This window comes from Erwinia billingiae Eb661 (assembly GCF_000196615.1).
In the GTDB taxonomy this organism is placed as follows: domain Bacteria; phylum Pseudomonadota; class Gammaproteobacteria; order Enterobacterales; family Enterobacteriaceae; genus Erwinia; species Erwinia billingiae.
Window position 1 is genome coordinate 4279760 of the sequence record NC_014306.1, and the last position, 21803, is coordinate 4301562.

Here is a 21803-nt window from a genome sequence, read left to right on the forward strand (position 1 = left end):
CATTAGCCTTTGGACACATTATCGATAGCGGCCTGAGCACACTGCTCATCCAGATTTCCGCCTGGTGCACCACCCACGCCTACCGCGCCGATCACCTGGTCACCATCACGCAGCGGCAAACCACCAGCCAGCAACAGGAAACCCGGGATGTCACGCATATTGGCGGCACCGGCGTTCGACTGCGCGGCTTCCATCACTTTGCCAGAGGCATTTTTCGCGCTCAGCGCGGTGAAGGCCTTCATGCGGCTGGCTTCAACGGTGTGCGGGCCGGCGTTATCCATGCGCTGCAGGGCTTTCACGTTGCCGCCACGATCGAGGACGGTCACGCTGACGTTATATTTTTTCGCCGAACAGGACTGAATGACGGCAGACGCCAATTCATTGGCCTGCTGCAGAGAAATGTTTTTTTCAGTCAGCGACGCGGCATGTACCGGCAGTGCGCTAAAGCAGGCCAGTACGGCCAGAGCAGAAAGGGTCTTTTTCATCTCAGTATTCCTGTTTTCGGTAAGTGGACCCTATTCTGCAGGAAACGTCAGAGGCGAACTATTCGGTGGATTACCCATCGTGCCTGGTAGATCTACCAGGTTCAGACAGGGTTTGCAGCCGGGCATACTGCCAGACCAGCGTTGCCAGGTTATTGACCTCAAGGCGGGCAAAGATCGAGGCACGATGCGCTTCGGCGGTACGCGGGGAAAGCGCCAGCGTCTTAGCGATCTCTTTGGCGCTCTGCCCTTCGACCAGCAGCGCCAGCACCTCGCGCTCACGGTTCGTCAGCTGAGCAAACTTATTCTCCAACTGCTGCCGTTCCTGCCGTTGCCCGGCGCGCAGTTCGCTCTCTTTGAAGGCCTCGCTGATGCACTCAATCAGCGCATCGCTGTCGATGGGTTTGGTAAAAAACTCCCAGGCACCGTGCTGGAACGCCCGGCGGCACAGGTCGATAGTGCCGTGGCCGGTCATCAGGATCACCGGCAGCAGCGGATAGTGACGGGACGTCTCTTCCAGCCAGCTCAGCCCGCTTTTTCCCGGCATGCGGATATCCAGCAACAGGCAACCGGTCAGCGAGGGCGTGACCGACGCGTCGCTTTCAAAGGCGGCAATGCTGTCGAAGGTGTTAACCTGCCAGCCCAGCGTCTGCAACAGAAAGCTCAGGGATTCCCTGATCGACGCATCATCGTCAATCAGCCAGATAGGTGACTCGTTCATTGCTTCTCCCAAAGCTGAAAACGCAGGTGTATGCAGGCTCCGCCAGCCTCATGGTTCGACAGGCGAATCGTCCCGTTCATGCGTAATACCAGGGTTTCCGCCAGCGTCATCCCCAGCCCGATCCCCTCGGCGCGGGTGGTGTAGAACGGCATCAGCGCCTGCTTCAGGCCCTCTTCCGAAAATCCTTTCCCGCCGTCGGTCAGCGTTATCAGCACGCTGCGATCGTCCACCCTGCAGTGTACCCGTACCCAGCCTTTGCGCTGCGCGCTCTGCGCCTGCACCGCATTGCTTAACAGATTATGCAGCACCTGCTCCAGCCACAGGCGGTCGGCGCGCACCAGCGGTGCTGGCGTAATAAAATCGCGCTGCACGGCTATCTCGCCTTCGCGGATCTCCCGCGCCAGCAGATCCTCGACATGCCCCCACAGACGTTTCACGTCCACCGCTTCCATCTTTACTTCACGTTGTTCAAGGTGATCGCGGAAGCGCTGCAGCAGTAAGGCAATGCGCTGAGTCTGGCTTAAAGCGCCCTCAAGCGCTTTCGGCAGCAGGCTGAGATCGCCCTTGGCCACCAGCCTCTGCGCGCCCTGTAACCAGGTCTGGATGGCGGTTAGCGGCTGATTGATCTCATGCACCATGCCCGCAGTAATTTCGCCTAGCGCGTTGAGCTGTGAATGCTGATAAAACTGCGCGCGGCGATCGGCCTGGCGCTGGCGCTGCAGCTGGTGCAGCAGCAGAACCAGCCCACTGAGCAGCAGCGCCAGCAGTAACGAAGGCCATATTTTGACTGCCGCCCAGTTTGCCGACGCGTCAGCGGTCAGCTCAAACGGCTGGATCTCTTGCGCAAAGGTCGTCGACCAGTGCCAGATCCCGCCAGACTGCCCGCTGCCTGCAGTCAGCAGCACGTTTTCCTGCCAGCGTAGCGTCAGATGGCTGAACTCAGCCTGCTGCAATGCCGCGGCGATGACCGGGCGGAAGTCCACCAGCTCGCGGACATTCTGCCAGGGATTATTCAGCCAGTAACGGCCATTATCCGCGAGGGTAATCCGCACTTCTTCAGAGCTTCCGCCAGGCAGGGGTTCAATGGCGACAATTTGCGGGAATTTGTGATTAAGCGCTTTGGCATCGCTGCCGGGTGAGATCAGCGGCAATACCGCCGCATTCTGCGTCAGCCGGTACGCAATCTGCAGCTCCACTTCCTGAAACGCCTTATTGAGCGCTTTCCATTGTTGATACAGCTGAATGCCGGGCACCACCATCAGCGGGATCACCATCAGCAGTAACCAGATGATCAGGCTGCGTTTTATCAGCGGAAATGTCACCAGAAGATCCTTAATCAGCACATTGGCGGCAGAGTAGCCTGTATTATCGCCAGGGATCAACTAAACGGACAGAGAATAAGGGAAAGGGTAAATGTCGCGGCCATCACAAAATTGGCCGATTGCGGTTAAGTACATGTTAACTTCCGGGAGGATCCCTTAGCATAAGCCGGTTAATTAATTATCTGGAGCACTGTGATGTTTAAAGGACTTTTCCCTGTTGTTTGCCTGTCTGCCGTACTGACGTTGACCTCTGCTGACGCTTTTTCTGCCCCGCCGCTGAGCAGTGAACAGATCAAGAGCGTGGTCGATGGCCAGATTGCCCCGCTGCTTAAAGCCCAGCAGATCCCCGGCATGGCCGTGGCAGTGATCTATCAGGGTCATCCCTGGTTCTTTAATTATGGCGTGGCGGAAGTGAAAAGCGGCCGTCCGGTTTCTGCCAACACTATTTTTGAGCTGGGCTCGGTCAGCAAAACCTTCACCGGCGTGCTGGGCGGCTATGCCGTGCAGAGCGGGCTTATCAAGCTCGACGATCCGGTGGCAAAATACAGTGCAGAATTGTCCGGCAAACAGTGGCGCGATATCACCCTGCTCAACCTCGCCACCTATACGGCGGGCGGATTGCCTCTGCAGGTGCCTGATGCGGTCACCGACCAGAAATCGCTGTGGAATTACTATCAGCAGTGGCAACCGCAGTGGAAAGCCGGAACCATGCGCAACTATTCCAACGCCAGCATTGGCCTGTTTGGACTGTTAGCCGTGGCGAAATCCAACAGCAGCTTTGCTTCGCTGATGCAGCAGCAGGTTTTCAACCCGTTAAGCCTGACCCACACCTACCTTCGCGTGCCCGAATCCGCACAGGCTGACTACGCCTGGGGCTATAAAAATGGCCAGCCGCTGCGCGTGACGCCAGGTCCATTGGACGAACAGGCGTACGGCGTGAAGTCCAGCGCGCAGGACATGGCGAAATTTTTACAGGCCAATATCGATCCCGACAGCCTGCCATCTGAGGACGCGGTGCTGAAAAAATCGCTGCTGACGGCGCAGAAAGGCTATTACCAGGTGGGGAATTTCCGGCAGGGACTGGGTTGGGAGATGTATGACTGGCCGACCAATCCCCAGACGATTATTGCCGACAGCGCCAATGACGTTGCCCTGAAGCCACGTGAAGTCCACGCGCTGGTGCCGGCCCGTGCGGCAACGCCCGCCAGCTGGATCCACAAGACCGGCAGCACCAATGGTTTTGGCACTTACATTGCCTTTATCCCTGCGGAGAAGCTCGGGATTGTGATGCTGGCGAACAAGAATTACCCGAACCCGACTCGCGTGGAAGCCGCGGCGAATATTCTGCAGGCATTGCGCTGAGGCGTTAACCCGCCAGCGTTGACGCAATAAAAAGGCCCGGACGGTTTCCTGTCCGGGCCTTTTTTATATCGGCGTTAGATTACGCTTAGATATCCGCCGTATGGCCGTTTTCCTGCAGCCAGTTGCGGCGATCTTCCGAACGCTTTTTCGCCAGCAGCATGTCCATCACCGCCATGGTCTTCTCCACTTCATCATCTTCAACCGTCAGCTGAACCAGGCGACGGGTGTTCGGATCAAGGGTGGTTTCACGCAGCTGTAAGGGGTTCATCTCGCCCAGCCCTTTAAAGCGCTGTACGCCAGGCTTGCCCTTTTTACGCTTGAGCTGATCGAGAATACCGGCTTTCTCTTCTTCATCCAGCGCGTAATAGACCTCTTTACCCAAATCGATTCGGTAAAGCGGCGGCATCGCCACGTAGACGTGGCCGTTTTTCACCAGCGTACGGAAGTGACGCACAAACAGCGCGCACAGCAGCGTGGCGATATGCAAGCCATCGGAGTCCGCATCCGCAAGGATACAGATTTTGCCGTAACGCAGCTGGCTGAGATCTTCGCTGTCTGGATCGATGCCAATCGCAACCGAGATATCATGCACTTCCTGCGAGGCTAACACCTCATCCGAAGAGACTTCCCAGGTATTGAGGATCTTACCTTTCAGCGGCATGATCGCCTGATATTCACGATCGCGGGCCTGCTTGGCCGATCCGCCTGCGGAATCCCCTTCCACCAGGAACAGCTCGGTGCGGTTAAGATCCTGCGCGCTACAGTCAGCCAGTTTGCCAGGCAGTGCCGGGCCGCTGGTCAGCTTCTTACGCACCACCTTTTTGGCGGCACGCATACGCCGTTGCGCGCTGGATACTGCCATTTCGGCCAGTATCTCAGCGGTCTGAATATTCTGGTTCAGCCACAGGCTGAAGGCATCCTTCACCACGCCCGAAACAAAGGCTGCGCACTGACGTGAAGACAGGCGCTCTTTGGTCTGGCCGGCAAATTGCGGATCCTGCATTTTGACCGACAGCACGTAAGCACAGCGATCCCAGATATCTTCCGCAGAAAGCTTCACGCCGCGCGGCAGGATATTGCGGTATTCGCAAAACTCACGCATCGCATCCAGCAGGCCCTGACGGAGTCCGTTGACGTGCGTCCCGCCCTGCATAGTCGGGATCAGGTTGACGTAGCTTTCGGTCAGCAGCTCGCCGCCTTCCGGCAGCCACAACAGCGCCCAATCCACCGCTTCCACATCGCCGGCGAACGCGCCGACAAATGGCCGCTCTGGCAGCGTAGGCAGACCGTTTACCGCTTCACACAGGTAATCGGTCAGGCCATCGGCATAGCACCAGGTTTGTTCGGTGTTGTTCACGTTGTCTTTGAAAACAATTTCAACGCCCGGACAGAGTACCGCTTTGGCCTTCAGCAAATGGCTGAGGCGCGAAACGGAAAATCGTGGGCTGTCGAAGAAGTTCACGTCTGGCCAGAAGCGGACGCGGGTGCCGGTGTTGCGCTTACCCACGGTGCCGGTGACGTGCAAATCTTCCACTTTATCGCCGTTCTCGAAGGCCATTTCATAGACTTCGGCATTACGGCGAACCGTCACTTCCACCCGGGTGGAAAGGGCGTTAACCACCGAGATCCCCACGCCGTGCAGGCCGCCAGAGAACTGATAGTTTTTGTTAGAGAATTTACCGCCGGCGTGCAGACGACAGAAGATCAGCTCAACGGCTGGAACACCCTCTTCCGGGTGAATATCCACAGGCATGCCGCGGCCATCGTCGATAACTTCTAACGATTGATCGGCATGCAGGATCACTTCGACGCGTTTGGCATGGCCCGCCAGCGCCTCATCGACGCTGTTATCGATCACTTCCTGACCTAAGTGGTTAGGACGCGATGTATCGGTGTACATCCCCGGACGGCGACGAACGGGTTCAAGGCCGCTGAGTACCTCAATGGAGTCAGCGTTATAGCTGGATTGAGTCATCGTATAAATCTGATTGGTGGCTAAAAGTGAGAAGCCAGTCGCCGCGACTCACGTCAGCCGGAGGACAAGCCCAGGAAGTCGAGGATCGGGGTGAAATGGCGTTCGAATCTGATAAAAGCATGATTGCCGCCCTCTTCAACCGTCTGGCGGCAGGCACTGTAGTAGTCCAGGGCCTGACGGTAGTCGAGCACTTCATCGCCCGTTTGTTGCAGCAACCAGAGCAAATCCGGTGACTTTAACGGGTCAATCTGCATCATTTTCAGATCGTAAATATGGCGTGACTCTAACACATATTGCTGGCCGGTGTATGGGTTCTCGTTGTTGCCCAAATAATCCGCCAACAGCTCAAAAGGCCGCACCGCCGGGTTCACCACCACCGCCGGAACATGAAAGCGTTGTGACAGCCAGGTGGCGTAATAGCCGCCTAACGAAGAGCCGACAATGCCGACCTGTTCACCGGATGCAGACATCAGCCAGTTCTCCAGCATCTGCGCGGCTTCGCCAGGAAAAGCAGGGAGTTGCGGCACATGCACCTTGAGATCGGGATGGTGAGCGGCCAGCCATTCACGGAACTGGGTGGCTTTGGCTGACTGCGGGGAACTGTTAAAGCCATGCAGATAAAGTAGCGTGGCCATCCGTCAGTATCCTTCCGAATCGGGATCGGGACTAAAGGCACGCGTCGCCAGGCGTTCAACCTGCGTTTCCACCCGACCGTCCGGCAGAAGATCCAGCCAACGCCAGCCCGGCGCTTCGGAATCAATGGTGAAATTGGTGCAATGGGGTTTGAACTGCACGCAGGTCGATGGCGTCGCCAGCAGGCGGCGTCCGTTCCAGTTCAGATCGAGATCCTGATGAATATGACCGCACAGCAGCGTGGTGGCCAGCGGGTATTTTTGCAGCACCGCATCCAGCGAATGGGGATTGCGCAGGCTGTGTTGATCCAGCCAGGTGCAGCCAGAAGGCAGCGGATGGTGATGCAACAGCACCAGCGTGTGACGATGCGGTTCTTTCGCCAGCGTATTCTCCAGCCATTCCAGCTGATAGTCGCTGAGCATGCCGTGCGGCACGCCAAACACCTGGCTGTCTAACAAGACAATCTGCCAGCTGTCGCCGATCAGCACATGTTTCTCATCGGCAATCTGCGATTCGGCCAACGTACTGAACATCGCGGGCTGGAAGTCGTGATTTCCCGGCAGCCAGACGCAGGGTGCGGGCAGGCGCGCGATACCCTCAGCGAAATGCTGATAGGCTTCGACAGTATGGTCCTGAGCCAGATCGCCTGTGGCGACAATCAAATCATAGTGACGGGGGCTGGCGGATATTGCCTGCAGTACCGCGTCATAACTGGCCCAGGTGTTCACACCCAGCAGCGTTTCATCTTTACCTGCAAAGAGGTGGGTATCGGTTATCTGTAAAATCCTGACCGTAGACCCACCCGCCGCAGGAAGTAGTAGCCGGCTATCCAATCAAAATCCTTAGGGTTAACGCCATCTCAGTTGTCTGTCTTAGCAAACCGGTACGGCCATCGCGCCATGCGCCAAACAGTAGCGCAACCAGTCTGCGAGGAACTGGTTTATCTGATGCTTTTCATCACGCTGATGGAGCTTTTTATTAGGATAATCATAGCGCGCTTTGAAGCGATAGATCTGTTGCGTTGAACACACTTCCGCAACCATCGCATCGTGATACAGCCTGACGGACATGGCAGGCAGGCTCCAGTAGCTCACCGCGGGCGCGGTTTGCTTCACTTCCACCAGCGTGGTGTAACGCGTCGATTCCTGGATGGTGACAGAATAATGGGCACCGTTCACCTGATAGGTCACTGACTCTCCCGCCTGGTCTTCTTTAGGCAGCAGGCGACGCAGCTGGGCGAAATTGGTTTCGCACACGCGCATCATTTCAGGGAAATCAGGTACATAGCGCTTTATCATTCGGTTTTCCACTCGTTGCGTAATTTTTTATGGTGCAGTTCAAGCCATTGCAAAGCGATGACAGAGGCTGCGTTGTCTATTTTCCCCTCTTCCACCCACTGGTAAGCCTGCTCACGGCTGACCACATGGACAAGAATATCCTCATTCTCTTCCTCCAGACCGTGGTTTCCCTTCGCCACGCTGGCATCCACTTCTCCCACCAGGATATGCAACCGCTCGCTGGTGCCGCCAGGACTGGCCAGATAGCTCAGCACCGGCTTCACGCGCGCGGGGGTTATCCCGGCTTCTTCTACTGCTTCACGCCGCACCACATCTTCATAGGTTTCGCCCGGCTCAACGATCCCGGCGACTAATTCTAACAGCCAGGGCGTCTCACTGCTGTCAAACGCGGGAATTCGGATTTGTTCGATCAGGACCACTTCGTCGCGCACGGGGTCATAGGGTAGCAGCACTGCGGCATGTCCGCGCTCAAAGACTTCCCTTTTTACTTCACCACTCATCCCACCCTTAAACAAGCGGTGACGAAATCGGTAGCTGGTGAGTGAAAAAAAACCGCTATAAAGTGTCTCTCGTGCAATAATTTCTACATCGTTTTTTGTGAAAGTCACTGGGTATTTTTTGCTGTTTTCCATCGGGGCAGCTCCATTCCGGATGAGTGCGAAAACGAGAAAAGCAACCCGAATCCGCTGAGAGTGTGGTTCTTAATGAATTATTTAAGTAAATTAGGGCAACATGGCACGTTCAGCCAACTTAACTGTTCCGTTTACTCTGCTAGAATCGGCGATTATTTTTTGGCTTACGTCAGCGCTACCATAGCAATTTTGCTGCACTACAAGGAATGCAAATGAAGAAACTGCTCCCGTTACTCATCGGCCTGAGCCTGGGCGGCTTCAGTGTCGCCAGTCAGGCAGAAAACCTGTTGCAGATTTACCAACAGGCTCGTTTGTCTAACCCCGATCTTCGCAGTTCTGCAGCAGATCGTGATGCGGCCTTTGAGAAAATCAACGAAGCCCGTAGCCCGTTGCTGCCGCAGTTAGGCCTGGGTGCTGATTATACCTATAACAACGGCTATCGCGACAGCAGTGGCCTGCATTCCAATACCACCAGCGGAACCTTGCAGCTGACTCAGACCATTTTTGACATGTCAAAATGGCGCGCGCTGACCCTGCAGGAAAAACAAGCCGGCATCCAGGATGTGACTTATCAGACTGCACAGCAGACGCTGATCCTGAACACCGCTACCGCCTACTTTAACGTGCTGAATGCGATTGATACGCTGTCCTACACGGAAGCGCAGAAACAGTCTATTTATCGCCAGTTAGATCAGACCACCCAACGCTTCAACGTCGGTCTGGTTGCCATCACTGACGTGCAGAACGCCCGCGCCCAGTATGACAGCGTGCTGGCTAACGAAGTGACCGCACGCAACGCGCTGGATAACAACGTTGAAATCCTGCGTCAGGTCACCGGCAACTACTATCCAAGCCTGGCGTCGCTGAACATTGACCGCTTTAAAACGGAAAAACCTCAGCCGGTTAACGCACTGCTGAAAGAAGCCGAAAGCCGCAACCTGAGCCTGTTGTCTGCGCGTCTCTCCCAGGATCTGGCACGCGAATCCATCCGTTCAGCCGAAACTGGCCATATGCCAACGCTGGACCTGACCGCCTCTACCGGTTTGTCTAACAGCAAATACGGTGGCAGCCGCGCCAACCAGACCTCTGCGACCGATGACAGCATCACTGGTTCTAACCAGGTTGGCCTGAGCTTCTCTCTGCCGCTGTACAGCGGTGGTGCCGTCACCTCTCAGGTTAAGCAGGCGCAGTATTCATTCGTTGCTGCCAGCGAGCAGCTAGAAAGCGCGCACCGTTCTGCTGTTCAGACCGTGCGTTCTTCCTTTAACAACGTGAATGCGTCCATCAGCAGCATCGATGCGTATCGTCAGGCCGTGGTGTCTGCCCAGAGCTCCCTCGATGCGATGGAAGCCGGTTATCAGGTGGGTACGCGTACCATCGTTGATGTGCTGGATGCGACCTCCACGCTGTTCAGTGCTAAACAGCAGCTTTCCGATGCCCGTTACAGCTACATGATCAATGAGCTGAATATCAAGTCGGCACTGGGTACGCTGAACGAGCAGGATCTGCAGTCGCTGAATGCGCGTCTGGGCAAAGATGTGTCTACCTCTCCTGAGGCGGTGGCACCTGAAACCCCGGAGCAAAATAACGCGGCTGATAACGGCAATGCTGCACCGGCTCAGGTTCATGCTACGCCGGTTGCACAAAGCACCGCGCCAGCCCGTGCCAGCGGCAATCCATTCAGTAAGTAATCCCCAGAGGGGCAGCGCCTGCTGCCCCTTCACAATCAAACGTATAGCTAAGTAAAGATCCCCCTCCGTACTGCCCTCATCGCTTCATTTTTCACCGCTGTTACCCTATTCTATGCACTACCTTTGGGCACAGGACAGAACGTGATGAAACGGACTAAACAAATCAATCATGCCTCCTTTCGCAAAAGCTGGAGCGCACGACACTTAACCCCGGTAGCCTTAGCGGTCACCGCGGTCTTTATGCTTGCCGGTTGTGAACAATCGGATGAAAGCGTTTCCTTGTATCAAAATGCCGACGACTGCTCCAGCGCCAACCCGGGCAAAAGCGAGCAATGCACCACGGCGTTCAACAACGCGAAAAAAGAAGCGGAAAAAACCGCACCGAAATATGCCACACGTGAAGACTGCGTGGCGGAATTCGGTGAGGGGCAGTGCCAGCAAACCCCTGCTCAGGCGGGTGTAGGCACAACCAATAATGCCGAATCTCAGCAGAGCGGAAGCTTCTGGATGCCGCTGATGGCAGGCTACATGATGGGCCGTATGATGGGCGGCGGTTTTGGTGGTCAACAGCAGCCGCTGTTCACCTCACGCGCACCGAACAGCCCGGCCAACGGCAAGTTTGTGGATGCCAGCGGTAAAAGCTTTGGCGCTGCCACACCAGGTCGCACCATGAACGTGCCGAAAACCGCCATGGCGCCGAAACCTGCCACCACCAGCACGGTCACCCGTGGCGGCTTTGGTGACAGCGTAGCTAAGCAGGCCACCGCGCAGCGTAGCAGCGCGACATCCGGTTCCCGCCGCACCTCAGGGGGCTAATGCCATGAAGCGTCTTGCTATCGCTGAACGCCCGGACTGGCGTGAAAAGGCCACCGAATACGGTTTCCGTTTTCATACCATGCACGGCGAGCCTTACTGGTGTGAGGATGCTTACTACCAGTTTACGCTCCAGCAGATTGAGAAGCTGGAGGACGTAACCAGCGAACTGCATCAGATGTGTTTACAGGTGGTGGAGAAAGTGGTGAACAGCGAAGAGCTGCTCGCCAAATTCCGCATTCCAAAACACACCTGGGACTTCGTGCGCGCCTCGTGGAAAACCAACCAGCCGTCGCTCTATTCGCGGCTGGATCTGGCCTGGGATGGCCATTCCGACATTAAGCTGCTTGAGAACAACGCCGATACGCCGACCTCGCTGTATGAAGCGGCGTTCTTTCAGTGGATCTGGCTGGAAGATCAGCAGGCGGCGGGTAACCTGCCTACCGGCAGCGATCAGTTCAATAGCCTGCAAGAGAAGCTGATTGAGCGCTTTGCCAACCTCCATCAGCAGCATGGCTTCAGCTGGCTGCATTTTGCCTGCTGTCGCGACACCGACGAAGATCGTGGCACGGTTCAGTATCTGCAGGACTGCGCCACCGAAGCCGGCTTACCGAGCGAATTTCTGTTTATGGATGAAATTGGCCTGGGCGAACGAGGCCAGTTCACCGATGTGCATGACCAGGTGATCGGCAACCTCTTCAAGCTGTATCCGTGGGAGTTTATGCTGCGTGAGGTGTTCTCTACCAAGCTGGAGGATGCTGGCGTTCGCTGGCTGGAACCCGCGTGGAAAAGCATTATCTCCAACAAAGCGTTGCTGCCGCTGCTGTGGCAAATGTTCCCCAATCATCCGAATTTGTTGCCGGCGTATTTTGCCGAAGATGACGTGCCGCATATGGATAAATATGTGGTTAAGCCATTGTTTTCGCGCGAAGGTTCGAACATCAGCATCATGGAAAACGGCAAGGAAATTGCCAGTGCCGATGGTCCTTATGGCGAAGAAGGCATGATTGTGCAGCAGTTCCACCCGCTGCCAAAATTTGGCGACAGCTACACCTTAATTGGCAGCTGGCTGATCGACGATCAACCGGCTGGTATTGGCATCCGCGAAGACCGGGCGTTGATTACACAGGATCTGTCGCGGTTCTATCCGCACACCTTTATTGAATAACGCTGTTATGCCTTTCAGTTGAGCACTCCGTTAACACGGAGTGCTTCGCTGCTGCTGTTCATGTATTTCCACCCTGCTCTCAGCCCCGGTACTGCCCCTTCCTCTCCTTTTCCATCTTTCCCGGCAATTTTCTCCTTAGTTTTTTTAAAATTTGCGCTACAGGCAGTCTGATAATTGCGCTTATTCACCTCAAAAATTCCTAAGCGGTTATGCTAACAATCATCAATAATATGAAGACGCAAACGCCGAAATAAACAGTCATCCAGAATGACATCAGGATAAAACACAAGGATATCAAGATCTAAAGGTGCCAATAAACGTCATATATATCCAGTAGTGGCGCCCGTAATGGATAACGCTAAAGATTAAGATCTTTATTAATCCTCTGATCGTTTTAACAAAACAAGAACGGTTCAACTAATCGTCAAAAACGATTTCATTAAGCTCTCTCCCATCTTTATCCTCATGCAAAAGTTGTTAAGAAAAATCCAGTCCTGCGGAGGAATCTTAATAACTTTATTAAAGTTGCCGCCTTGTTATTAGATGAGGGCACCTGTGTGCTTTTCATTTTTACACTCGGCCTGGATAGCCATAAGGATATGTACAATGAAGATTCATCAATTCGTCTCACTTGCGCTTCTTTCACTGACGCTTTGCGCCTGCAGTTCGCCGCAAGTAAAAAAAGGAACGGTCAAAAAAACTGGCGACAGCCTGGTGCAACAAAAAACTGACGGTAAGAAGTGTGTCGATAACTTTGATATGTTGAAAGGCCTGAATTACGAAGCCTTTAATCAGTACCGCCTGCAATTCGATAAAATCAATAACTCTCACGCGTATTTTAAAAGTCATGAAGGCCTGATGGAACAGGATCCAAAAGAGCTGATGACGCTGACTCTGAATGACAAACTGAACATGGTCTGCGAGCGCGTAAAAAGCCAGGCTTTCCTGGAGATTCAAAAAAAAATGAAATCCATCAGCCAGATCTAAATAAACCGCTTTTTGCCGCTGACAGCCTGTCACATTAACAATCAAAAGATCTTTTCCTACATTTTTTTCTCTATTTTCCATAACCTCCTCTCCGGGGTTATGGAACTTTTTTTCCGGACGGGAAGATATGGACTTCAAATTCAAAAAAATAGCCTCTGTTCTTGTTATACTGAACCATCTATTTGTCTCGATTGCTATACCGCTTTATTCTTCAGCCGTCCGGGCTAATTCAGACATGCTGGCATTAAGCGAGACGATGGCGGAGCTCAACGCGGGGATAAGTACCCTGCCAGACCGCCATACCCTTGAGCCCGCGCCTGCAACTACAGCGCAGGAAAGTAGCGATCCTTCGCCATCGGCACTCAACCTTTCGCCCCCTTTATTCCCTGCCTCACCGGCCTACGACGCCTCTTCTTCCTCTGGCCCGTTCAATACTGCGGCAGAGTTAAATAAAGAAGGCAGCAATGACCTTATTTCACAGCTCCCTTCACTGGAAGGAAGCCAGAGCAGCTTATCAAAAGAAAAATCGCTGCTGTTAAATGAGGATATGCAACGTTCCCGTGAAGCGGATGAAAACGATCTGCGCCCGCTCGAAGGCGTTAAGCAGTTCTGGCAAATCATGGGCGCAGACAGCCGTTCTCAGGCCGGTATGGGCGTCATTACCGGTATTGCAAATGATATGGCCAGCAGTGCGCTGCGTGACTGGATGGGCCAAAGCGGCAATACCCGCATCCAGTTTAATTCCGCAGGTGAAGCCAGTGCGGATTTACTGATCCCGTGGTGGGATACTCCGAGCACGCTGCTGTTCAACCAACAGGGCGTTCGCGTCAATAAAGAACGCACCACGCTCAATCTCGGGCTGGGGCTGCGTCATTACCTCTCCGACCACTTTATGCTCGGGGTAAACAGCTTCTATGACCGCGATATCACCGGCAACAATGCGCGATTCAGCGTCGGGGCCGAAGCCTGGACCCACTACCTGAAACTGAGCGCCAATAAATATCAGCGCCTGACCGACTGGCACCAGTCGCCACTGGATGCGATGGAAGATTACGACGAACGTCCTGCCAACGGTTTTGATCTGGCCGCCGATGCCTGGCTGCCGTTCTACCCGCAATTTGGCGCGTCGGTGAAGTATGAAAAGTACTTTGGTAAAGGTATCGTTCTTGATAATTCTGCCAGTCCCAGTGACCTGCGGGATTCCCCTTCCGCCGTCACCACCACGGTGAATTACACGCCGATCCCGTTGCTGACCTTCAAGGCGGGCCACAAATCCGGTAGCGGATCCGACAGCTTTGTCGGTCTGGACATTAATTACCGCCTCGGCCTGTCGTGGCAAGAACAGACCGACCGTGAAACGGTCAAGGTGATGCGCAGCCTGCCTGGCGCACGTTACGATTTTGTCGATCGTAACTACAACATCGTCATGCAGTATCGAAAACAGAATCTGATTTCACTCTCCTTACCCGCATCGGTTAGCGCTGAAGCAGCGTCCACCACGGTGATCACCGCCAGCGTTCGCGCGAAATACGGGTTGAAGAAAATTGACTGGCGCGCAGCAGAACTGATTGCGGCGGGCGGCTCGCTGTCTCAGGATTCGGCGACGTCTGTGGCGGTCAAATTACCGAAGTATCTGCACGAGGGGGTTAACAGCTATACCGTTTCGGCCATCGCCACCGATAACCACGGCAATGTCTCGCCAGAAAGTACCGTGGTGATCAACCTTATCCCTTCCAGCACCATCATCTCGCTGGAGGTTAAACCGGCCGATAATGTGGTGGCCAACGGCGTGGATGCTGCACAGCTGCATGCCAAAGTCACCGGAAAATCCGGTGAGCTGTTAAGCGATCATAACGTGCGCTTTGTGGTCTCAGGCATTGATGACAGCTGTATTCTGAAGGGCGCTAACAACTGTGAAGCGCTGCATATTACCGATACCTCGGGTAGCGCGATGGTGCCGCTGGCCTCAACCCGCGCCGGTAAGGTCACTATTTTCTCGCATCTGGATAACGGTAACCGCGACAGCAAAACGCTGAACTTTATCGCCGATAGCACTACCGCTGAAATGGCCGAGCTGACCATGGACGTCAACAATGCCGTCGCCAATGGCAGCGTCGCCAATAAAGCCAGGGTGCTGGTCGCCGATTACTACGGCAACCCGATCCGTAATGTGCCGGTCACCTTCTCTGTCGCTGGGAATGCGACGCTTTCTACCACCGCCACCGTGACTGACAGCAACGGTTCTGCCACCGTGGAGTTGACCAGCAAACTGGCTGGCACCGTCACCCTGACCGCATCAGCCACCGGCATGACCAAAAGTGCCGAGCTGACATTTGTCGCAGATTTGCGTACCGCGAAAATTGATGATCTGTTCGCGACGCCAGCCACCGAGGTGACGGCGAATGGCGCTGATGCCACAGTCCTGACGGCAGTAGTGAAAGACACCAACGGCAACCGCGTCAGTGGCGCGCCGGTGATTTTCAACGCCACGGGTGCGGCCAAACTGGGCCAGACCACGGTTATCTCTGATGCCGACGGAGCCGTCAGGGTTAATCTGACCAGTATCCGAGCTGGCAGCAGTACGGTAACCGCAATCACCGGAGAAGATAAAACCGGTAAGCAGGTCACCGTCACCTTTATCAGTGATATCAGTACCGCGCAGATAGACCAGTTCACCGCTTCGCCAGAAGCTGGCGTGAAGGCGGATGGCACTGAAGCCGCCCAGCTCAACGCCGTGGTGCAGGATGCTCAGGGCAACGCCGTCAGTGGGATTCTGGTTAACTTTGCGATAATAAGCGGCAATGTTCGACTCAGCGCGACTGAGGCCATATCGGGCAATGACGGCACCGTTACGATTAGCCTGGCCAGCGCCACAGCCAACAGCATTACCGTCAGCGCCACAACGCCTTTTGACGCGACGGGTAAACAGGTTTCCGTTGAGTTTGTTGCGGACGTTGCCACGGCCAGCGTTGAGAGCCTTATTGCCTCACCTGCCTCTGAGGTGAAAGCCAACGGCATTGCCACTTCGATCCTCAGCGCGCAGGTGAAAGACGCCAGGGGTAACCTCGTCAGCGGGGCAAAAGTGAGCTTTAGCGTGCCTGCCGATGGAAAAGGCAAATTAAGCCAGTCATCCGCTATCACCAGCAGAGAGGGTATCGCCACCGTCCAGTTGACCAGCACGCAGGCGGATACCCTCACCGTTACGGCGAAAACCGATTTTGATACCACAGGAAAGCAGGCCACCGTCAGCTTTATTGCTGATGCCACGACAGCGAGAATTGCCAGCCTGAGCGCATCGCGTGATACAGAGGTGAAAGCCAACGGATCTGACAGTTCACTGCTGACCGCGAAGGTAAAAGATAACTTTGGCAATGCCGTAGCGGGCGTTACGGTCACTTTCCGCGTGCATGGCCATGCCATCCTGGGTGAGTCGAACGCTGAAACCGACAGTGACGGCACCGCGACAGTCTCCCTTACCAGCAAAGCGGCAGGAAGCAGCACGGTGACGGCAGTGGTCGACGGTGACAACATCGGTAAGCAGACTGTTGTTGGCTTTATCGCCGACGTAGCCACAGCGAAAGTCGAGAGCCTGATCCCTTCACGCGATAATGATGTGCTGTCCAACGGCAACGATATGTCGGTTCTCACCGTGACGGTCAAGGATGCCAACGGCAACCTGGTCAATAATGCTAAAGTGTTCTTCAACGTGTCCGGCAAGGGATCGGCGACGCCATCTCCAGCCACGACGTCCAACGGTATCGCGACCGTGCAACTAACCAGCACTGAGGCCGGGATCGTAACCGTTACGGCCACCACAGACGCTGATGCCTCCGGTAAGCAGACCTCAGTCACCTTCAGGGCCGATGTGGGCACAGCCAAAATCGACAGCCTGAGCGCTTCACGAGATTCTAATGTGAAAGCCAATGGCACCGACAGTTCAATACTTACCGCCACGGTGAAAGATGCTAACGGCAACCTGGTGGACGGTGCGAAGGTGTTCTTCACTTCATCAGCAGGCAAGGGGAAACTCAGTCAGACCTCTGCCACCACCGTCAACGGTGTAGCCACGACCGTTCTGACCAGCCTTAGCGCTGAAACCATCACCGTTACGGCAACAACCAACGTCGATAGCACCGGAAAACAGGCTGCCGTCAGCTTTATTGGTGACTCAGACACCGCGACAATTGCCGACTTCACCGCGTCGCGTACGGAGAATGTAACGGCTAATGGTCAGGACAGCGCCATGGTTACCGCCACGGTGAAAGATGCTCAGGGAAACCTGGTCAATGGCGCGACCGTCACATTCACGGTCTCGGATGGCAAAGCCAAGTTGAGTCCGACTTCGGCCACCAGTAACCAGAATGGCATCGCTACCGCGCAGCTCACCAGCAATGTCGCTGACATCATCACGGTCACGGCTGTCACCAACTTTGATGGAACGGGCAAACAGACTTCTGTCAGCTTTATTGCCGACCTTGCCACGGCGAAAGTAGCCAGCTTAAGCGCCACACGAACAGACGGGGTGAAGGCTAACGGCACAGATAGTACAACCCTTGTTGCGACAGTGAAGGATTCCAGTGGCAACCTGGTCAATGGCGCTAACGTCACCTTCAGCGTGGTGACAGACAATGGAGAACTTAGCCAGAAATCGGCCAATACGGTAAATGGTATTGCTGGCGTTAATCTGTTCAGTACCCGCGCTGAAATTATTAGCGTTAAAGCAGTAACCGATTTTGATGCGACGGGCAAAACTGAATCCGTCAGCTTTATCGCCGACCTTGCCACAGCAAAAATAGAAAACTTCATCGCTTCACCTGACGCGGGGGTTGTGGCTAACGGCACTGACAGCTCGGAACTTAAAGCCACCGTAACCGATGCCAATGGAAACCGCGTGAAGCAGGCTAACGTGTTCTTCAGCGTCGAGGGCAATGCCGACTTAGCTACTCAGTCCGCCAAAACCAACGATGACGGCTATGCCATAGTCAGTCTGACAAACCGCACCGCGGAAATCAGCACCGTTACCGCAACCACGGACGCTGATAAATCCGGCAAAAATAAGGCAGTCAGCTTTATCGCCGATAAAAGCACCGCGAAAGTGGACAGCCTCACTCCCTTCCCTTCCACCGCACTGGCAAATGGCCGTTCAGTCATCACTCTGACGGCGGTAATCAGGGATGCCAATAACAATCCGGTGAGCCAGGTGCCGGTAAGCTTTACTGCAACTAACGGGGCAATACTGGAGTCGGGCTCAGTTACCACCGACAGCAACGGAAAAGTTAGCGTGGGGCTAACCAGTGTCAACGCAGATAGCAGTACTGTCACGGCTACCACGGCTACTGACCAAAGTGGTCAACAGGCCACCGTCACCTTTGTCGCAGAAGCTCAAACAGCCAGTATTGCCACGCTCACCGCGACGCCGGCATCAGGGATCAAGGCCGATGGCAAAGCAACGTCCACCATTGATGTCACGGTGAAAGATGCCAATGGCAATGTCGTGGCAAACGAGGAGGTAACCTTCCATGTGACAGGTAATGCCGATCTGAGCCCGTCCACAGTCAAAACCAACGGCAAAGGGGCAGCCAAGGTGACGCTGAAAAGCGCTACTGCTGGCAGCACGACCATCACCGCCGTTACGGCTTTCGACACCACCGGTAAACAGACTGCCGTCAGCTTTATTGCCGACGCAGACACGGCAAAAATCGACAGCCTGATCCCTTCACGGACGGATAACGTCAAGGCTGACGGCAGCGATAGCTCTGTGATCACCGCCACGGTAAAAGATGCCAACGGAAATCGGGTCAATGGCGCAAAAGTCACCTTCACGGTAACGGGCGGCAAATTAGCTGAGGACAGCGTTACTACTGTAGATGGCGTCGCCAGCGTGCAGCTAACCAGCCTGTCGGCGGAAAGCATCACGGTCACCGCGACCGTCGGCGCGGACTCGACCGGTAAACAAACCAGCGTCCTTTTTAAAGCCGACCCGGCTACGGCAACCATCGACAGCCTGATCCCGTCACGGCCTTCAGACGTGAAGGCGAACGGCACTGACCACTCCGTGCTGACTGCCACGGTGAAGGATGCTAACGGTAACCTCGTCAGCGGCGTCACCGTGTCCTTTAAAATCAACGTTGGCAATGGGACGTTGAGTCAGAATTCAGCCACTACCGTCAATGGTTTAGCGACTGTCGAACTCATGAGCCGTACCGCTGCAATCACCACGGTCAGAGCGCATACCGAAACGGACACGAACTTCAAAGAGGCCGCCGTCAGCTTTATAGCCGATAGCACTACGGTGAAGATCGACACGCTTACCGCTTCACGATCTTCAGACGTGACGGCAAATGGCGCTGACCGCTCGGTAATTAGCGCCAGGTTAAGAGATGCCAACGGTAATCCGGTCAGTGGATTTGATGTGACATTTACCGTGACATCCGGTGAGGGTGTGCTGGCTAAGACCACGAGGAGCAATGTGAACGGCGTGGCGACGGCGAACCTTACCAGCCGCAGCGCCAGTAGCAGCACCGTCACGGCGACCCTCGAGGGCGACAGCATCGGCAAACAGGTTAGCGTCAGCTTTGTGGCCGATGCCGCGACTGCGCATGTTGACTTCCTGGACGCCTCGCGCAAATCCGACGTCATCGCCAACGGTGCCGACAGTTCGGTGCTTAGAGCCAGGGTGGTCGATGCCTATAACAATGCTGTGAGCAACAAACCCGTCAGCTTCAGCGTAAGCGGAAACGCCAACCTGGCCGGCACGTCCGCGACGACGGACAGCGAGGGGTATGCAGAAATGAAACTGACCAGCCTTATTGCGGACAGCAGTACCGTTACTGCAACCACTGATTACGATAAAACCGGTAAGCAGGCTTCCGTCAGCTTTATTGCTGACCAGGCCACGGCCAAAGTCGACAGTCTTAGCGCTGCGCCGGAGAGTGGAATTACCGCTAACGGCACGGATAAATCTGTGCTGACGGCAACGGTGTCGGATGCCAACGGAAATCGGGTCAATAACGCCCGGGTGACGTTCACCATCAAGGGCAACGCCAACCTCATTAACTCATCGGCGACAACAGGCAATGATGGTAAAGCATCAGTGAGCGCCATCAGCTTTACCGCAGGCAGCAGCACGGTGCTGGCGCAGACAGCTTATGACAAAACCGGGAAGCAGGCCTCCGTCAACTTTATTGGCGATATTGCTACCGCCGCCATCAACAGTTTTACCGCGTCTCAAAGCCAGGTAATCGCTGACGGTAAGTCATTTGCCACCCTGACGGGAATTGTGAAAGATGCCAATGGCAATCTGGTGGCAGGGGCCGCAGTAACCTTTAAAGCGCCAGCTAACGGCACCCTGAGCCAGTCTTCAGCTGTTTCCGACAGTGAAGGCAAGGTGGTGGTAACCATTGCCAGTAAAATAGCGGGGATTCATGAGACGAGAGCCGTGACCAAGTATGATCCTGAGGGTAAGAACGCTGCAGTCAACTTTATCGCCAACGAAAACACGGCAAAAGTGACTGACATTATGATGTCAGCAAATATTCCACTGGCTAATACTAAAGATCAGTCGATCCTCACCGCTGTAGTACAGGATGCAAATGAGAACCCTGTCAGTGACGTAGAGGTGATTTTTACCCTCAGTGGCAAAGCGACGCCAAATCAGCTTACTGCCCGCACCGACAACAACGGTTACGCGAAGATGACGCTCACCAGTACCGTGGCAGGCAGCAATACGGTTACGGCCAGGACGGATATGGTTAAAGACAGCAAGAGCATCACCGTTGTCTTTAAGGCAGATGCGTCTACCGCCACGATAGCCAGCCTGACGGCAACGCCGGCAGAAGGCATTATTGCGGACGGCGTCGCCGTCTCAACCATCAAGGCTCTGATCACCGACGCCTACAATAACCCTGTGTCGGATACATCAGTTACCTTCTCCGCACCAGGTACGCTTAGCAAAGGACAGGTACAGACCGACAGTGCAGGTATGGCTGTCACGACAGTGAGCAGTTCTCAAGCAATGACAATGGACGTCATGGCCAGCACTAAGGGCATTGAAAAAACGGTGAGCGTTACCTTTATCGCCAATACTAAAACAGCCGTCGTCGACAGCCTGACGGCCTCGCCAGCGACCGGCGTGACGGCGGATGGTAATACCTTCTCCACGCTCACTGCCGTGGTGAAAGATGCCAAGGGGAATCCCGTAAAAGATGTGGCGGTCACCTTCCAGGCGGCAGGAACAGTTATATGGGGCGCAAGAACCCTTAAAACAGATGCTGAAGGAGTCTCCACAGCGGAAATTGCCAGCACCCTTGCAGGTAGCATAACTCTCACTGCCATCATCAGCACTGACACAACCGGCAAGTCCACAAAGGTTATCTTTGTTGCCGCCCCAATTAATGCCAGCAACTCAGTCTTGCAACTTAGCAACAACATATTGCCAGCTGATGGGAAATCTACGCTTGCCATAACGTTAACTGCGAAAGATAAATTTCAGAATGTCGTCACTGGAGGGAAAGTTGCCTTCAAGGTCGCTAATTTAGAAGGAACGAAAATAAGCGCAGTCACTGAAAAGAATGGGGTTTACACGGCGACACTGACCGGCGGGACGAAAGCGGGCACAGGAACTATCTCCATTTTGCAAAACGATGTATTAGTGGAAAACATGTCGGTTGATGTGGGCCTGTATTCGCCGCAGTTAACCTTAGTGATTAATTAATCGACT

The 21803-nt window shown here is 54.8% G+C and carries 14 protein-coding genes; 5 read left to right on the forward strand and 9 right to left on the reverse strand.

The genetic code is table 11. The annotated features are described in order from the left end of the window. Positions 1 to 2: 2 nt before the first annotated feature. From EBC_RS20950 to EBC_RS20960, 3 genes are all read right to left on the reverse strand, one after another. Positions 3 to 485 carry a GlcG/HbpS family heme-binding protein gene (locus EBC_RS20950; protein ID WP_013203865.1) on the reverse strand — a complete coding sequence of 161 codons (483 nt, stop codon included), beginning with the start codon at positions 483 to 485 and terminating at the stop codon, positions 3 to 5. A 70-nt stretch (positions 486 to 555) separates the two neighbouring features. Then, positions 556 to 1203 (reverse strand): response regulator transcription factor, encoded by a 648-nt coding sequence (locus EBC_RS20955; RefSeq protein WP_013203866.1) that lies wholly within the window; start codon positions 1201 to 1203, stop codon positions 556 to 558. After that, the gene (locus tag EBC_RS20960; protein WP_157868036.1) at positions 1200 to 2525 is read right to left on the reverse strand and encodes a sensor histidine kinase; all 1326 of its coding nucleotides are present in this window, start codon (positions 2523 to 2525) and stop codon (positions 1200 to 1202) included. Before EBC_RS20960 ends, EBC_RS20955 begins: the two co-directional genes overlap by 4 nt. A gap of 195 nt (positions 2526 to 2720) precedes the next feature. On the opposite strand from EBC_RS20960, the gene ampC reads away from it, so the two are divergent. Continuing rightward, positions 2721 to 3887, forward strand: a complete 1167-nt coding sequence (gene ampC, locus EBC_RS20965) for a class C beta-lactamase (protein WP_013203868.1) — start codon at positions 2721 to 2723, stop codon at positions 3885 to 3887. A gap of 85 nt (positions 3888 to 3972) precedes the next feature. Here the strand turns inward: ampC and parE are convergent, their stop codons facing one another. Genes parE through nudF form a run of 5 tightly spaced genes read right to left on the reverse strand, consistent with a single transcriptional unit; the run spans position 3973 to position 8425 of the window. Then, entirely contained in the window at positions 3973 to 5862 is a 1890-nt protein-coding gene (parE, locus tag EBC_RS20970; protein WP_013203869.1) for a DNA topoisomerase IV subunit B, read from the reverse strand. Positions 5863 to 5915: 53 nt separating this feature from the next. Continuing rightward, the gene (gene yqiA / locus EBC_RS20975) at positions 5916 to 6497 is read right to left on the reverse strand and encodes an esterase YqiA (protein ID WP_013203870.1); all 582 of its coding nucleotides are present in this window, start codon (positions 6495 to 6497) and stop codon (positions 5916 to 5918) included. Positions 6498 to 6500: 3 nt separating this feature from the next. Then, a complete protein-coding gene (gene cpdA, locus EBC_RS20980) occupies positions 6501 to 7328 on the reverse strand; it encodes a 3',5'-cyclic-AMP phosphodiesterase (protein WP_013203871.1) in 828 nt (275 codons plus the stop codon). Positions 7329 to 7367: 39 nt separating this feature from the next. Further along, on the reverse strand, positions 7368 to 7793 hold the full coding sequence (locus tag EBC_RS20985; protein ID WP_013203872.1) for a DUF1249 family protein: 426 nt from the start codon (positions 7791 to 7793) through the stop codon (positions 7368 to 7370). Further along, positions 7790 to 8425 (reverse strand): ADP-ribose diphosphatase, encoded by a 636-nt coding sequence (gene nudF / locus EBC_RS20990; RefSeq protein ID WP_013203873.1) that lies wholly within the window; start codon positions 8423 to 8425, stop codon positions 7790 to 7792. The genes EBC_RS20985 and nudF overlap by 4 nt, the downstream gene beginning before the upstream one ends. Positions 8426 to 8637: 212 nt before the next feature. On the opposite strand from nudF, the gene tolC reads away from it, so the two are divergent. The 3 genes from tolC to EBC_RS21005 all read left to right on the forward strand — a co-directional run bounded on the left by tolC (position 8638) and on the right by EBC_RS21005 (position 12097). Beyond that, on the forward strand, positions 8638 to 10116 hold the full coding sequence (gene tolC, locus EBC_RS20995) for an outer membrane channel protein TolC (protein ID WP_013203874.1): 1479 nt from the start codon (positions 8638 to 8640) through the stop codon (positions 10114 to 10116). A 144-nt stretch (positions 10117 to 10260) separates the two neighbouring features. Further along, positions 10261 to 10932, forward strand: a complete 672-nt coding sequence (locus EBC_RS21000; protein ID WP_013203875.1) for a DUF1190 family protein — start codon at positions 10261 to 10263, stop codon at positions 10930 to 10932. Between the two features lie 4 nt (positions 10933 to 10936). After that, positions 10937 to 12097, forward strand: coding sequence for a glutathionylspermidine synthase family protein (locus tag EBC_RS21005; protein ID WP_013203876.1), 1161 nt, complete (start codon positions 10937 to 10939; stop codon positions 12095 to 12097). Positions 12098 to 12739: 642 nt separating this feature from the next. On the opposite strand, the gene EBC_RS25865 is transcribed toward EBC_RS21005, so the two are convergent. After that, positions 12740 to 13165: a hypothetical protein gene (locus EBC_RS25865; RefSeq protein ID WP_157868037.1), complete on the reverse strand. Its 426-nt coding sequence runs from the start codon at positions 13163 to 13165 to the stop codon at positions 12740 to 12742. 154 nt (positions 13166 to 13319) lie between these two features. On the opposite strand from EBC_RS25865, the gene EBC_RS25870 reads away from it, so the two are divergent. Next, entirely contained in the window at positions 13320 to 21797 is an 8478-nt protein-coding gene (locus EBC_RS25870; RefSeq protein ID WP_013203878.1) for an Ig-like domain-containing protein, read from the forward strand. The last annotated feature ends 6 nt before the right edge of the window (positions 21798 to 21803 follow it).